Annotated in this window: 8 protein-coding genes and 2 tRNA genes; 6 read left to right on the forward strand and 4 right to left on the reverse strand. The window is 66.7% G+C overall.

What is annotated here, in order from left to right; all coding sequences use genetic code 11:
- Positions 1 to 133: 133 nt before the first annotated feature.
- From SJY11_RS16540 to SJY11_RS16560, 5 genes are all read left to right on the forward strand, one after another.
- Positions 134 to 1,768: an ABC transporter substrate-binding protein gene (locus SJY11_RS16540; RefSeq protein ID WP_376987842.1), complete on the forward strand. Its 1,635-nt coding sequence runs from the start codon at positions 134 to 136 to the stop codon at positions 1,766 to 1,768.
- 13 nt (positions 1,769 to 1,781) lie between these two features.
- Positions 1,782 to 2,774: an ABC transporter ATP-binding protein gene (locus SJY11_RS16545; protein ID WP_376987844.1), complete on the forward strand. Its 993-nt coding sequence runs from the start codon at positions 1,782 to 1,784 to the stop codon at positions 2,772 to 2,774.
- Positions 2,771 to 3,772, forward strand: coding sequence for an ABC transporter ATP-binding protein (locus SJY11_RS16550; protein WP_376987846.1), 1,002 nt, complete (start codon positions 2,771 to 2,773; stop codon positions 3,770 to 3,772). Before SJY11_RS16545 ends, SJY11_RS16550 begins: the two co-directional genes overlap by 4 nt.
- The gene (locus SJY11_RS16555; RefSeq protein WP_267522750.1) at positions 3,772 to 4,704 is read left to right on the forward strand and encodes an ABC transporter permease; all 933 of its coding nucleotides are present in this window, start codon (positions 3,772 to 3,774) and stop codon (positions 4,702 to 4,704) included. Before SJY11_RS16550 ends, SJY11_RS16555 begins: the two co-directional genes overlap by 1 nt.
- A 68-nt stretch (positions 4,705 to 4,772) precedes the next feature.
- Complete coding sequence (locus SJY11_RS16560) at positions 4,773 to 5,576, forward strand: ABC transporter permease (RefSeq protein ID WP_376989354.1); 804 nt, start codon at positions 4,773 to 4,775, stop codon at positions 5,574 to 5,576.
- A gap of 808 nt (positions 5,577 to 6,384) precedes the next feature.
- Here SJY11_RS16560 and SJY11_RS16565 read toward each other — a convergent pair.
- Positions 6,385 to 6,461, reverse strand: a tRNA-Asp gene (locus SJY11_RS16565).
- Positions 6,462 to 6,651: 190 nt separating this feature from the next.
- On the opposite strand from SJY11_RS16565, the gene SJY11_RS16570 reads away from it, so the two are divergent.
- Positions 6,652 to 6,727 (forward strand) — tRNA-Val (locus tag SJY11_RS16570).
- A 10-nt stretch (positions 6,728 to 6,737) separates the two neighbouring features.
- Here the strand turns inward: SJY11_RS16570 and SJY11_RS16575 are convergent.
- From SJY11_RS16575 to clpX, 3 genes are all read right to left on the reverse strand, one after another.
- The gene (locus tag SJY11_RS16575) at positions 6,738 to 8,543 is read right to left on the reverse strand and encodes a methyl-accepting chemotaxis protein (protein ID WP_376987849.1); all 1,806 of its coding nucleotides are present in this window, start codon (positions 8,541 to 8,543) and stop codon (positions 6,738 to 6,740) included.
- Positions 8,544 to 8,657: 114 nt separating this feature from the next.
- A complete protein-coding gene (gene lon, locus SJY11_RS16580; protein ID WP_326911950.1) occupies positions 8,658 to 11,081 on the reverse strand; it encodes an endopeptidase La in 2,424 nt (807 codons plus the stop codon).
- A gap of 432 nt (positions 11,082 to 11,513) precedes the next feature.
- Positions 11,514 to 12,782: an ATP-dependent Clp protease ATP-binding subunit ClpX gene (gene clpX / locus SJY11_RS16585; RefSeq protein WP_326911949.1), complete on the reverse strand. Its 1,269-nt coding sequence runs from the start codon at positions 12,780 to 12,782 to the stop codon at positions 11,514 to 11,516.
- Positions 12,783 to 12,937 lie beyond the last annotated feature (155 nt).

Raw genomic sequence — 12,937 nt, forward strand, 5'->3', positions numbered from 1 at the left:
AGAGGGCGGCGGTCATCCCGGTGTCGTTCTGACCGGGTAGACCGCAGCCCATGGCGTCCCCTGTTCGGCCCTTGATCCGGGTGCGTCCCGGTTAGGGCCTCCCACCGCCGATTCAAGCAATGGAGAGACAGTCATGGCCGCTTTCACGCGACGCAAGGCCCTTCAGTTCGGTGCGGCGACGCTCGGTGCATCCGCGCTGCCGCAATTCGCCATCGGCCAGGCGGACAACCGCCCCTCGATCACCATCGCGGTGCAGAAGATCGTCAATTCCAACACACTCGACGTGCTGCGCGAGCAGTCCAATGTCGGCGAGCGCGTCTTCTTCACTTCGCTCTGGGAGCCGCTGATCGGCAAGGACTGGCTCGGCAATCTGATGCCGCGCCCGGGCCTCGCCACCGAGTGGAAGCGGATCGACGATCAGACGATCGAGCTGAAGCTGCGGCAGGGCGTGAAGTTCCACAACGGCGCCGAACTGACGGCCGAGGATGTGGTCTTCTCGTTTTCCCGCGAGCGCATGTTCGGCAACACCGAGGCCAAGAACCGCTCGACCATCAAGGCCTTCGAGACGATTCCGACGCCGCGTCCCGGCAAGGAACTGCCGGCCGAAGTCCCAGCCGTGGCGCGTCGGGCCTGGCCCGATCTGCTGCGCGTCGACGCCATCGATAAGTACACCGTCCGCTTCTACAACGCGACGCCCGACGTGACGCTGGAAGGCCGCCTGGCGCGCTACGGCTCGGACATCATGAGCCGCAAGGGCTGGGAAGACGCCGCCAGCTATCTCGACTGGGCCCGCAAGCCGATCACGACCGGGCCCTACAAGGTGGTCGAGTTCCGGCCGGACAATTCGCTCACGCTCGAGGCCCATGACGAATATTGGGGCGGCCGCCCGCCGCTGAAGCGGATCCGCTTCGTCGAGGTTCCCGAGGTGCCGAGCCGCATCGCCGGCCTGCTCTCCGGCCAGTACCAGTTCGCCTGCGACATCCCGCCGGACCAGATCAGCGACATCGAAAAGAATGCCGGCTTCGAGGTGCAGGGCGGCACCGTTCTCAACCATCGACTGACGGTGTTCGACAAGAATCACGCCCAGTTGCAGAACCCGCTGGTGCGGCGCGCCTTCACCCACGCCATCGACCGGCAGGCCATCGTCGACTCGCTCTGGGCGGGCCGGACCAAGGTGCCGGCCGGGCTACAGTGGGAATACTATGGCGACATGTTCCACGCCGACTGGACGGTGCCCGAGTACAACCCGAAGCTGGCGGCCGACCTGCTCAAGCAAGCCGGCTACAAGGGCGATCCGATCCCCTATCGGCTGCTGAACAACTACTACACCAACCAGAATGCCACAGCGCAGATCCTCGTCGAGATGTGGCGCTCGGTCGGCCTCAACGTGCAGATCAACTCAGTCGAAAACTGGTCGCAGATCATGCAGCGCAACGACAGCCGTGCGGTGCGCGACTGGTCAAACTCGGCCCCGTTCAGCGACCCGGTGTCGTCGATCGTCAACCAGCATGGGCCCAACGGCCAGCAGCAGCAGATCGGCGAGTGGACCAACACGGAAATGAACCAGCTCTGCGAAGTGCTGGAAACCTCGACCGACGGGGCCCGCCGCCGCACCGCCTTCCGCCGCATGCTCGAGATCTGCGAGCGCGAGGACCCCGCCTATACGGTGCTGCACCAGAACGCGACCTTCACCGCCAAGCCCAGGGCCCTGCAGTGGAAGGCGTCGCCGGCCTTCGCCATGGACTTCCGGCCCGGCAATTATGTCTGAGGCGGGCCGGCAGATGGCCTCCTCGCGTCTCACCCTGTCGAACCTGACGGTCCGCTTCGATGGCGTGACCGTCCTGCACGGCATCGATCTGTCGATCGGCAAGGGCGAGGCGCTCGGCCTCGTCGGCGAGTCGGGATCGGGCAAGTCAGTGACCTGGCTCGCGGCACTGGGCCTGTTGCCCGGCAAGGCGCGGGTCTCCGGCAGCGCCAGGCTCGATGATCTCGAACTGGTGGGCGCCAGCCCCGCTGCGCTCGACAAGGTGCGCGGCGGCCGCGTCGCGATGATCTTCCAGGACCCGACCAGTGCGCTCAACCCGGTGCTCAAGGTCGGCACGCAGATCGGCGAGGCCTTGTCACTGCATCGCGGGCTGTCCGGCCGGGCGATCAGGGCCGAGGCCAAGAGGCTGTTCGATCTCGTCGGGATTCCCGACGCGGAACGGCGCCTCTCGGCCTATCCGCACGAGTTCTCCGGCGGGCAGAACCAGCGCGTCATGATCGCCATGGCGCTGGCCGGCGAGCCCGACATCCTGGTCGCCGACGAGCCGACCACGGCGCTCGACGTGACCATCCAGGCGCAGATCCTCGACCTGATCAACACGGTGCGGCGCGAGATGGGCATGGCGCTGGTGCTGATCAGCCACGACCTCGGCGTCATCGCCGAGACCTGTGACCGGGTCGCGGTGATGTATGCCGGCCGCATCGTCGAGGAAGCGCCGGCCGCCGAGCTGTTCGACGCGCCCCGGCATCCCTACGCCCAGGGCCTGCTGAATTCCCTGCCGCCGCTCGGAGGGCCGCGCCGCAAGCTCGTCTCGATCCCGGGCGTGGTGCCCGATCCCCGTGCGCTGCCCAAGGGCTGCGCCTTCGCACCGCGTTGCACGCAGGCGGCCGAGATCTGCCGCGAGGTGGTGCCCGCGCTGCGCAACGCGGCGACCGGCAGGCGCGTGGCCTGCGTCTTCGAGCCGGAGGTTCGCGCTCCCGTCGCCGGGCGCGAGCTCGAGCTGGCATGAGCGAAGCCCTTCTCACCGCCACGGATCTGTCGCGGACCTATGGTTCGCGGCGGGGCCTGTTCGGCGCGATCACCCAGGTTCGCGCGGTCAACCGCGTCAGCTTCAGCCTCGCTGCCGGCGAGACGCTCGGCATCGTCGGCGAGTCCGGCTCCGGCAAGTCCACCATGGGCCGCATGGCGCTCGGCCTCGAGGCCCCGGACGAAGGGGAGGTGCGCTTCGCCGGCCAGCCAATGCCGGCTTCGGGCTCGCCCGAATGGCGGGCGCAGCGCGCGCGCATGCAGATGATCTATCAGGACCCGCTCGGCGCGCTCGACCGTCGCCTGCCGGTCATCGTGCAGGTGCAGGAGCCGCTGGACATCCACCGGATCGGCGAGCCGACCCGGCGCCTTCCGCTGGCGCAGGAGATGCTCGCCCGCGTCGGTCTGTCGGCCGAACAGATGACCCGCTATCCGCATGAGTTGTCCGGCGGCCAGCGCCAGCGCGTCGTCCTGGCGCGCGCCCTGATGACCAGGCCGGATTTTCTGGTCTGCGATGAGCCCGTCTCGGCGCTCGACGTGTCAATCCAGGCGCAGGTGGTCAATCTTCTCACCGATCTGCAGGCCGAGTTCGGCCTGGCCATGCTGTTCATCAGCCATGATCTGCGCGTGGTGCGGCAGGTCTCCAACCGCGTGGCGGTGATGTATCTCGGCGATTTCGTCGAGGAGGGCGATGCCGACGACCTCTTCGCCGCGCCGCTGCACCCCTATACGCGCGCCCTGGTTTCGGCGGCACCGGTCACCCGGCGCGCCGGCGGGCAGGCGCGGATCGTGCTGACCGGCGAGCCGCCGAACCCCGCCGACCGACCCGGCGGCTGCAGCTTCCATCCCCGCTGTCCGCTGGCCATCGACCGCTGCAAGCGGGAAGCCCCCGTGCTGCGATCCGTCGAACAGGGCGCTGGCCGCCGTGTCGCCTGCCATCTGGTCGAGCCGTCCAGCACGGCAATCGGCAAGGCCGCGTGATGCTGCGCTATTTCGCCATCCGGCTCGGGCGCGCGGCCATCACCATCGCGCTGGTGGTGACCTTCGCCTTCATCGTGCTGCGCCTGTCGGGCGATCCCGCGCAGATCATCCTCGGGCCCGAGGCGCCGCCGGAGGCGATCGCGGCCTTCCGGGCGGCCTGGGGGCTCGATGACCCGCTCTGGCTGCAGTATTTCCACTATTTCGGGGCGATCGCCCAAGGCGAGCTCGGCCGCTCGATGCGCGACGGGCGCTCCGCGATCGAACTGGTGGTGGAGCGCATTCCGGTCACGCTCGCGCTGACGCTGCCGGCGCTCGCCATCAAGCTGTGCGTCGGGGTTCCCGCCGGCATCTATGCCGCGCTGCATCGCGGCAGCCTGGCCGACCGCGTGGTCATGATGCTCTCGGTGGCGGGCTTCACCATCCCCAGTTTCGTGCTCGGCCTGACGCTGGTTCTGGTCTTCGCGGTCAAGCTCGGCTGGCTGCCCTCGGGCGGGCAGGACAGCTGGCGCCATGCGATCCTGCCCGTGCTTACGCTCGGCATCGGTGGGGGCGCGGTGCTCGCGCGCTTCACCCGCAGCGCCATGCTCGAAGTGCTCGGCCAGCCCTTCATCCGCACGGCCAGCGCCAAGGGCGTGCCGTGGCGCGACGTCATCATCGGCCATGCCCTGCCCAACGCGGCGATCCCGACCGTGACCATCATCGGCTTCATGATCGGCACGCTGATCGCCGGGGCGGTGGTGGTGGAGAGCGTGTTCTCCTGGCCGGGTGTGGGCCGGCTGCTGGTCGTGGCGGTAGCGAACCGCGATCTGGCGGTGGTGCAGTGCATCCTCTTGCTGGTCGCGGCCACGATGGTGACGTCCAACCTCATCGTCGATTTTCTCTACGGCTTCCTCGATCCGCGCCTGCGGCAGACAGTGGGACAAGCGGCATGAGTGACCAGGCGCTCTCTCCCGCGGCTGCGGGCTTGCCGGCGCGCGGCCGGCGCTGGCCGGGCCAGGACATGCCGCTCGCGGCCAAGATCGCGCTCGTCTGGCTGGTCGCGATGATCGTCATCGCCATCGTCGCGCCGCTGATCAGCCCCTTCGTCTACACCGCGCCGAACCTGCGCAACCGGCTCGTGCCGCCGGGGACGCTGCCCCATATCCTGGGCACCGACGAACTCGGCCGGGACGTGCTCTCGCGGCTGCTGATCTCGATCCGCATCTCGCTGCTGATCGCCTTCGGCGCCTCGATCATCTCCGCGGTGCTGGGGACGACGCTGGGCTTCCTCGCGGCGTATTTCCGGGGCCTCGTCGAGCAAATCGTGCTGATGCTGGCCGATTTCCAGGCCTCGATGCCCTTCCTGATCCTGGCCCTGTCGGTGCTGGCCTTCTTCGGCAATTCGCTGGCGCTGCTGATCGGCCTGATGGGTCTGTTCGGCTGGGAGCGCTATGCCCGCATCTCTCGCGGGCTGGCCATTTCCGCCAGTGCGCAGGGCTATGCCTCGGCCTGCCGGCAGCTCGGCGCCTCGCCGCTCCGGGTCTATCTGCGCCACATCCTGCCCAATATCGCCTCGACCCTGATCGTCTCGATGACGCTGGTCTTCCCCGAAGTCATCCTGCTGGAAAGCGGCCTGTCCTTCCTCGGGCTCGGCGTGCAGCCGCCGATGACGAGCCTCGGCAACATGGTCGGCTATGGCCGCGAATACATCACGCGCGCGCCGTGGATCATGCTCGCGCCGGCGCTGACCATCGTCTTCACCACGCTAGCCGTCTCGATGCTCGGAGACTGGCTGCGCGACAAGCTCGATCCAACCTTAAGATGAGTTTCTCCGCGAACAGGAGGTCGCTGTCCGCGAACTCACGGCGCACCGCGTTCGCATCGGCTCCCTATTCGAGAACGTTGGTGACAACTCGGCAGCTCCGCCCCGTCAGGCATTCTGGCTTGAGGGCGAGGGCGTTCGCTTGGTCAAGCGTGCGTTGCGAATGGGCTACTTCGGCCTAGCCACGCTGATGGCCGCATCATGGGATAGTCAGCTGTCCCCCGGTCGATCTCCCGTCGCTGACGACAGGGCAGCAGGCGGACGACCTCCACGGTGCCATTTTCGCTCTCGCTCGCGCCAAAACCAACCGGCCTGCTGCCGGATCACTTGGTAGACGAGCAACGCGGGGTCTGGATGCTTACATCGGGGCGTTGGGCTTCGAGCGGCTACCCAACGCGCCGATCTTCCGCACGCGGGGAAGCGGAACGACGGCAAAGGGCGGCAAACCGCACCAGCCGTCGCCGTATTCAAGGAACAAGCTCGGGTTCGATTTCCGTGTCGTTCGTACCGCGGAGTTTGGACCGGGCGAATCGTGGCAGCTCGCCGACATGCGCAGGTCCGGAACGGTAGAGGCGACGGCAGGGGGTTCGAGTGCCGAGGCCATCGAAGATGGCCAATACGCGGGCGGCTTCGACCAGGCTTCAGCAGACCTATAACCCCGTCAACATCGCCACCGTCCGAGACGTCGATGCCAGCCGACGCGAGGGCCGCGCCAAGCTGCGAAAGAACAAACCGGGCCGGAAAGTGTAATGAGGGTGCCCGCAAAAGTGTAATGGCCAGCGGGGCATTCGGGCTAAGCCCTTAAGATATATGGCGCGGGCGACGGGGCTCGAACCCGCGACCTCCGGCGTGACAGGCCGGCACTCTAACCAACTGAGCTACGCCCGCGCAGGGCGGCCGAGGCGCTGAGGCCGTCGACGAGGTGTGGATTATGGCGATGGGCCCGAAGTGTCAAGCGCAGGTGCCCGGCAAAATGAAGATGTCCCGGACGCATGGCGGAATGGCCTGCTCCCGAACCGCATGACACAGGCACTGAGCGCTTGATGGCGAGGGCGGCAGGGCTTACATCCGGCGACGCGGGCGGTTAGCTCAGTCGGTAGAGCATCTCGTTTACACCGAGAGGGTCGGCGGTTCGAGCCCGTCACCGCCCACCATGCAGCCTCCTCAAGCGGCAGCGATCTCGCGCGACAGCGAATCGGCGTGCTGGTCGAGTTGCTGGACTGCAGCCGCCACCCGCGACGAAGCGGCATCGAGCGCCTGGACACTACCGCCGGCCTCGGCGGTTTCGCTGCGGATCAGGTCCAGGGCTGCGACCATCGCGCGAGCTTCATCGAACACCGTGCGCATATGGCGCTCGATATCGGTCGAGACGGCAACGTCGTCGCGCAGCCGCTGGGCAAGGTCTCGCGCGGTGGCCCCGTCGCCGACGAGCCCGCCGGTCATGTCGGTGATCTGAGCCGCGACCTCGCCAGAAGCCAGCTGGATCTGGCAAATCCGGTCGGCGATGTCCTGGGTCGCCACGGCCGTACGCTCCGCCAGCGCCTTGACCTCGGCGGCGACGACGGCGAAGCCGCGACCGGCGGGGCCGGCGCGGGCGGCCTCGATCGTGGCGTTGAGGGCGAGCAGGTTGACCTGTTCCGCGATGTCGCGGATGACGCCGATCACATCCCCCACGCGGGTAGCTTCCGTGGCGAGACGACGCGTCCTCTCTTCCGCATCGCGCGAACGCCGAACGGTCTGCTCGGCATGATGTCCGACGAGATCGAGATGCGCCTCCACGGCGTGAACGGCCGTGCCGATGGCCTCGCTCAGCGCAATCACGGACTGCCCCGCCTCGTCCAGGCGCGTGGCATGGGTCTGTGCCTGACGCACCAGCTCGGAGCTGACGGCCGACAGCGTCGCGACCTCGCCCACCGCGCCCCGGATTGCCTCGGAGGATGCCGTTGCCTCAGCCCTCAGGCGGTGCAGGTCCTGCCCCAGCCCGGCACTGAAGCGGTGCAGCCGGCCGGCGCGTTCGAGCCGTTGACGGGCCTCGTCATCCGCGGCCTCCTGCGCGGCGAGAGCCCCCTGCCGTTCCCGCTTCAGCATCTGCAGGGCACGCGCGACGACGCCCAGCTCGTCGCGCCGCTCGATATAGGGGACCGGGACATCGCAACGGTCATGGGCGAGTTGACCGATGGTCGCGGTCAGGTCCCTCAAGGGGCGGACGACGCGCAGCGCCACGAGGATGAAGGTCAGCAGGAGGATCGCAGCCGCGATCAGCCCGCCCTGTGTCAGCCGCCAGCCGATCTCGCGGGCCTCCTTGGTGATGCTGGCGAGAGACTGCCGGATCTCGATGAGCCCGCGCACATCGCCGACCTTCCAGCTGCGGAGCGGTGAATCCGGGTGGCTGTTGTGGCAGTCGACACAGCTCTGCGCCATGCGGTCGGCGACCGCGACACGCAGCACGGCGTCCGGCCCGCTGCCCTCGACAGCGCTGAAGGAGGGCGTTTTTTCTTCGGTCAGCGTTTTCCAGGCAGCCGCCTGAAAGGCATCGAGGTTCTCGCTCCTCGTCCGCTGCGGCCAGGGATAAGGGCTGACCAGCTTGATCTGGTCACCGCCGGCCGTCAGCCGCGCCGCGTAGTCGAGGATAAAAGTCGTGGGGACCGGGATTGCGTGCGGATCGGAGGCATAGCTCGCCTTGGCGGTCACATCGCCGCCGCTCGACAAACGCGAGACCACGACTTCCGAGTAAAAGGCCCTGAGAGCGACCAGCCGCATGGCGCCGGCGACGGCCCGCTCGCGGGCAGCGCGGACTTCAATCCCGACGATGGATCCGGGCAGGTAGACGGCCAGCGCAGCCATCAGCAGAACGATGGTGGCCACGCCCGGCAGGACGAGTGACCAGATCAGGGACCGGCGTCCGAACAGGCCGGAGCGTGGAGCGCCATTGGCGATGGGCTCGCCCGGCCTCAAAGTCGAATCAAGCATGAACGGTCATGACCACCTGCAACAGGTGGAGCATGCACGCAGCTCGTTAAGGCTTTACCGTAGGGCAGACCGCCGGTTTCCCGGCGGCCTCATGTCACTGTTCGATGGTCGGGCTCAGTGAGCAACCACGCCGGCGGCGTCGTCGTCCGTGACCTTCGGGATCGCCTTCAGGTCCTCCTCCCAGACGATCGGCACGGGCTGCCGCGTCAGGGCGTGCTGGAGGACCTGCTCCATCCGCGAGACGGGGACGATCTCCATCCCCTCCTTCACGGACTTCGGCAGATCGACCAGATCCTTGGCGTTGTCCTCGGGGATCAGCACCTTCTTGATGCCGCCCCGCAGCGCCGCCAGGAGCTTCTCCTTCAGCCCGCCGATCGGCAGCACCCTGCCCCGCAGCGTGACCTCGCCGGTCATGGCGACGTCGCGATTGGTCGGGATGCCGGTCAGGATCGAGACGATCGAGGTCGCCATCGCGATACCGGCCGAGGGACCGTCCTTGGGGGTCGCGCCCTCGGGAACGTGGACGTGGATGTCGCGACGGTCGAAGAGCGGCGGCTCGATGCCGAAATCGACCGCGCGCGAGCGGACATAAGATGCCGCCGCCGAAATCGATTCCTTCATCACCTCCTTGAGGTTGCCGGTGACGGTCATCTTGCCCTTGCCGGGCATCATGACGCCTTCGATCGTCAGCAACTCGCCGCCGACCTCGGTCCAGGCCAGACCGGTGACGACGCCGACCTGATCCTCCGTCTCGGCCATCCCGTAGCGGTAGCGCGGCGGGCCGAGATACTCCTCAAGCAGTTCGCCGGTGACGGTGACCTTCTTCTTCTTGGTCAGCACGATGTCCTTCACCGCTTTGCGGACGGTGTTGGAGAGCTCGCGCTCGAGATTGCGGACGCCGGCTTCGCGCGTATAGCGGCGCACCAGGGTCTGCAGCGCGTCGTCCTCGATCGACCACTCCTTCGATTCCAGCCCATGCTTCTTGATCGCATTGGGGATCAGGTGACGACGGGCGATCTCGGTCTTCTCGTCCTCGGTGTAACCGGCGATACGGATCACCTCCATGCGGTCCAGAAGGGCCGGCGGGATGTTCAGCGTGTTCGCCGTCGTCACGAACATGACGTTCGAGAGATCGTAGTCGACCTCGAGATAGTGGTCGTTGAAGGTGCCGTTCTGCTCGGGATCGAGCACTTCGAGCAGGGCCGCCGACGGATCGCCGCGGAAGTCCTGGCCCATCTTGTCGATTTCGTCGAGCAGGATCAGCGGGTTGGCCGTCTTGGCCTTCTTCATCGACTGGATGATCTTGCCGGGCATCGACCCGATATAGGTGCGCCGGTGGCCGCGGATCTCGGCCTCGTCACGCACGCCGCCGAGCGACATGCGCACGAATTCGCGCCCCGTCGCCTTGGCGATCGACTTGCCGAGCGAGGTCTTGCCGACGCCCGGAGGGCCGACCAAGCACAGGATCGGGCCGGCGAGCCGGTTGGCGCGCTGCTGCACGGCGAGATATTCGACGATGCGGTCCTTGACCTTGTCGAGCCCGAAGTGATCGTCGTCCAGCACCGCCTGGGCGGCCGGAAGGTCTTTCTTGATCTTCGACTTCTTGCCCCAGGGGATGCCGAGCATCCAGTCGAGATAGTTGCGCACCACCGTCGCCTCGGCCGACATCGGCGACATCTGGCGCAGCTTCTTCATCTCCGCGATGGCCTTGTCGCGGGCCTCCTTGGAGAGCTTGGTGCGCGCGATGCGCTCCTCCAGCTCGGCCAGCTCGTCGCGGCCTTCCTCGCCGTCGCCGAGCTCCTTCTGGATCGCCTTCATCTGCTCGTTGAGATAGTACTCGCGCTGGGTCTTCTCCATCTGGCGCTTGACGCGCGAGCGGATGCGCTTCTCGACTTGGAGAACCGACATCTCGCTTTCCATCAGCGAGAGCACCTTCTCGAGCCGGTGCGCGACCTGGGTGATTTCCAGCACGGCCTGACGGTCGGCGATCTTCACCGCCAGATGCGAGGCCACGGTATCGGCGAGCTTCGAGGGCTCCTCGATCTGGGAGACGGCCGCGACGATCTCGGGCGAGATCTTCTTGTTGAGCTTCACATAGCTCTCGAACTCGCTGATGACCGAACGGCCCAGCGCCTCGACCTCGACCTTCTTGCCCTCCTCCTCGGCGAGGCTGACGGCCTCGGCCTGGTAGAAGGCCTCGTCGGCGACATAGGCCGTCGCTTTGGCGCGGCCGACGCCCTCGACCAGCACCTTGACGGTGGAGTCGGGCAGCTTGAGCAGCTGCAGCACGCGGGCGAGCGTGCCGATCTCGTAGATGTCCTTGGTCTCCGGATCATCGTCGCCGGCGTTCTTCTGGGTGGCGAGCAGGATCAGCCCGTCGGTCTTGACGACCTCCTCGAGCGCACGGATCGACTTCTCGCGGCCGACGAAGAGCGGCACGATCATATGGGGGAACACGACGATGTCGCGCAGGGGAAGAACCGGATAGGTGCCGGTCTCGCCGGGCACGAAAGGAGCGCGGGGCGCCGAGCCAGTCATGACTTTTCCTTTGTGGTTGCGCCCGACGTCCCCCCGCAATGGGCGTAGGCGCCGGACGTAAGCGGGCGTGGCGACCATTCACCGCGTCCGCCCCCGCGCATCGCACCCTCGACAGGCATGCGACTCTCGCGAGTGGGATTAAAGTGGAGACTTCCGCGCCAGCTTTCAAGCGATCCGGCGACAGTTGGCCCCAGAAGTTTGCACTGCGTCAATGGGCCGGCGACCAGACGCAGACCTGTTTTCGCAGGCCCGAGCCGGGCCGTCGCCGGCGCAGCACCAAGCATACGCTCGGACGGCGAAAGCAGATCCCTGCTCCGATACGCAAAACGCGCGCCACACGGCACGCGTTCCACGTCAGCACAGCTAGCGAAGCGCGTTCGAAGCTTCGTCGGCGGCCGGGGCAATACCTGCCCGCGGCCATCCGCCGCCACGTCAGGCAGAGGCGGACTTCGCCTCGTCCTCGCGCTCCGAGTAGATGAACAGCGGCCGTGACTTGGATTCCACCGCCTCCGGGCCGATCACGACCTGCTCGACACCTTCCAGGCCCGGCAGTTCGTACATAGTCTCGAGCAGAATGCCCTCCATGATCGAGCGCAGGCCGCGCGCGCCGGTCTTGCGCTCGATCGCCTTGCGGGCGATCAGGCTGACCGCCTCGTCGGTGAAGGTCAGCTCGGTGTCCTCCATCTCGAACAGGCGCTGATACTGCTTGACCAGCGCGTTCTTCGGCTCGGTCAGGATGGTCTTCAGCGCCGCCTCGTCGAGATCCTCCAGCGTCGCCAGGACCGGCAGACGGCCGACGAATTCCGGGATGAGGCCGAACTTCAGCAGATCCTCGGGCTCGACCTCGCGGAAGATCGCGCCGGTGCGGCGCTCGTCGGGGCCCTTCACCGACGCGCCGAAGCCGATCGAGGTGCCCTTGCCGCGCCCGGCAATGATCTTGTCGAGACCGGCGAAGGCGCCACCGCAAATGAAGAGGATGTTGGTGGTGTCGACCTGCAGGAACTCCTGCTGCGGATGCTTGCGCCCGCCCTGCGGCGGCACGGAGGCGACGGTGCCTTCCATGATCTTGAGCAGGGCCTGCTGCACGCCCTCGCCCGAGACGTCACGGGTGATCGACGGGTTGTCGGACTTGCGGCTGATCTTGTCGATCTCGTCGATGTAGACGATGCCGCGCTGCGCCCGCTCGACATTGTAGTCGGAGGCCTGGAGTAGCTTCAGGATAATGTTTTCGACGTCCTCGCCGACATAGCCGGCTTCGGTCAGCGTCGTCGCGTCGGCCATGGTGAAGGGCACGTCGAGGATGCGGGCCAGCGTCTGCGCGAGCAGCGTCTTGCCCGAGCCCGTCGGCCCGATCAGCAGGATGTTGGACTTCGCGAGCTCGACGTCGTTGTGCTTCGTCGCGTGCGAGAGCCGCTTGTAATGGTTGTGGACTGCGACCGAGAGCACCTTCTTGGCATGCTCCTGGCCGATGACGTAGTCGTCCAGGACCTTGCGAATCTCCTTGGGCGTCGGCACCCCGTCCTTGGACTTGACCAGCGCGGATTTCGATTCCTCGCGGATGATGTCCATGCAGAGTTCGACGCATTCGTCGCAGATGAACACGGTCGGTCCCGCAATGAGCTTGCGAACCTCGTGCTGGCTCTTGCCGCAGAAGGAGCAGTAGAGCGTGCTCTTGGAATCGCCGCCGCTGACCTTACTCATCGTCCATCTCCATTCTCGGAGCCGGAGACCACATCAGCCCAAAGCGGATGCAACCGTCGTCTCTTCGTCATCATAGGCGTTCAGTTCACGATCATCAGGTTAACGGCTCGTTCCGAAACGCCTGAATTCGCGGCTGATCCACAAGCGGATCAGGC

The sequence above is a fragment of the Allobosea sp. R86505 genome, from assembly GCF_042466375.1.
GTDB lineage: Bacteria > Pseudomonadota > Alphaproteobacteria > Rhizobiales > Beijerinckiaceae > Allobosea.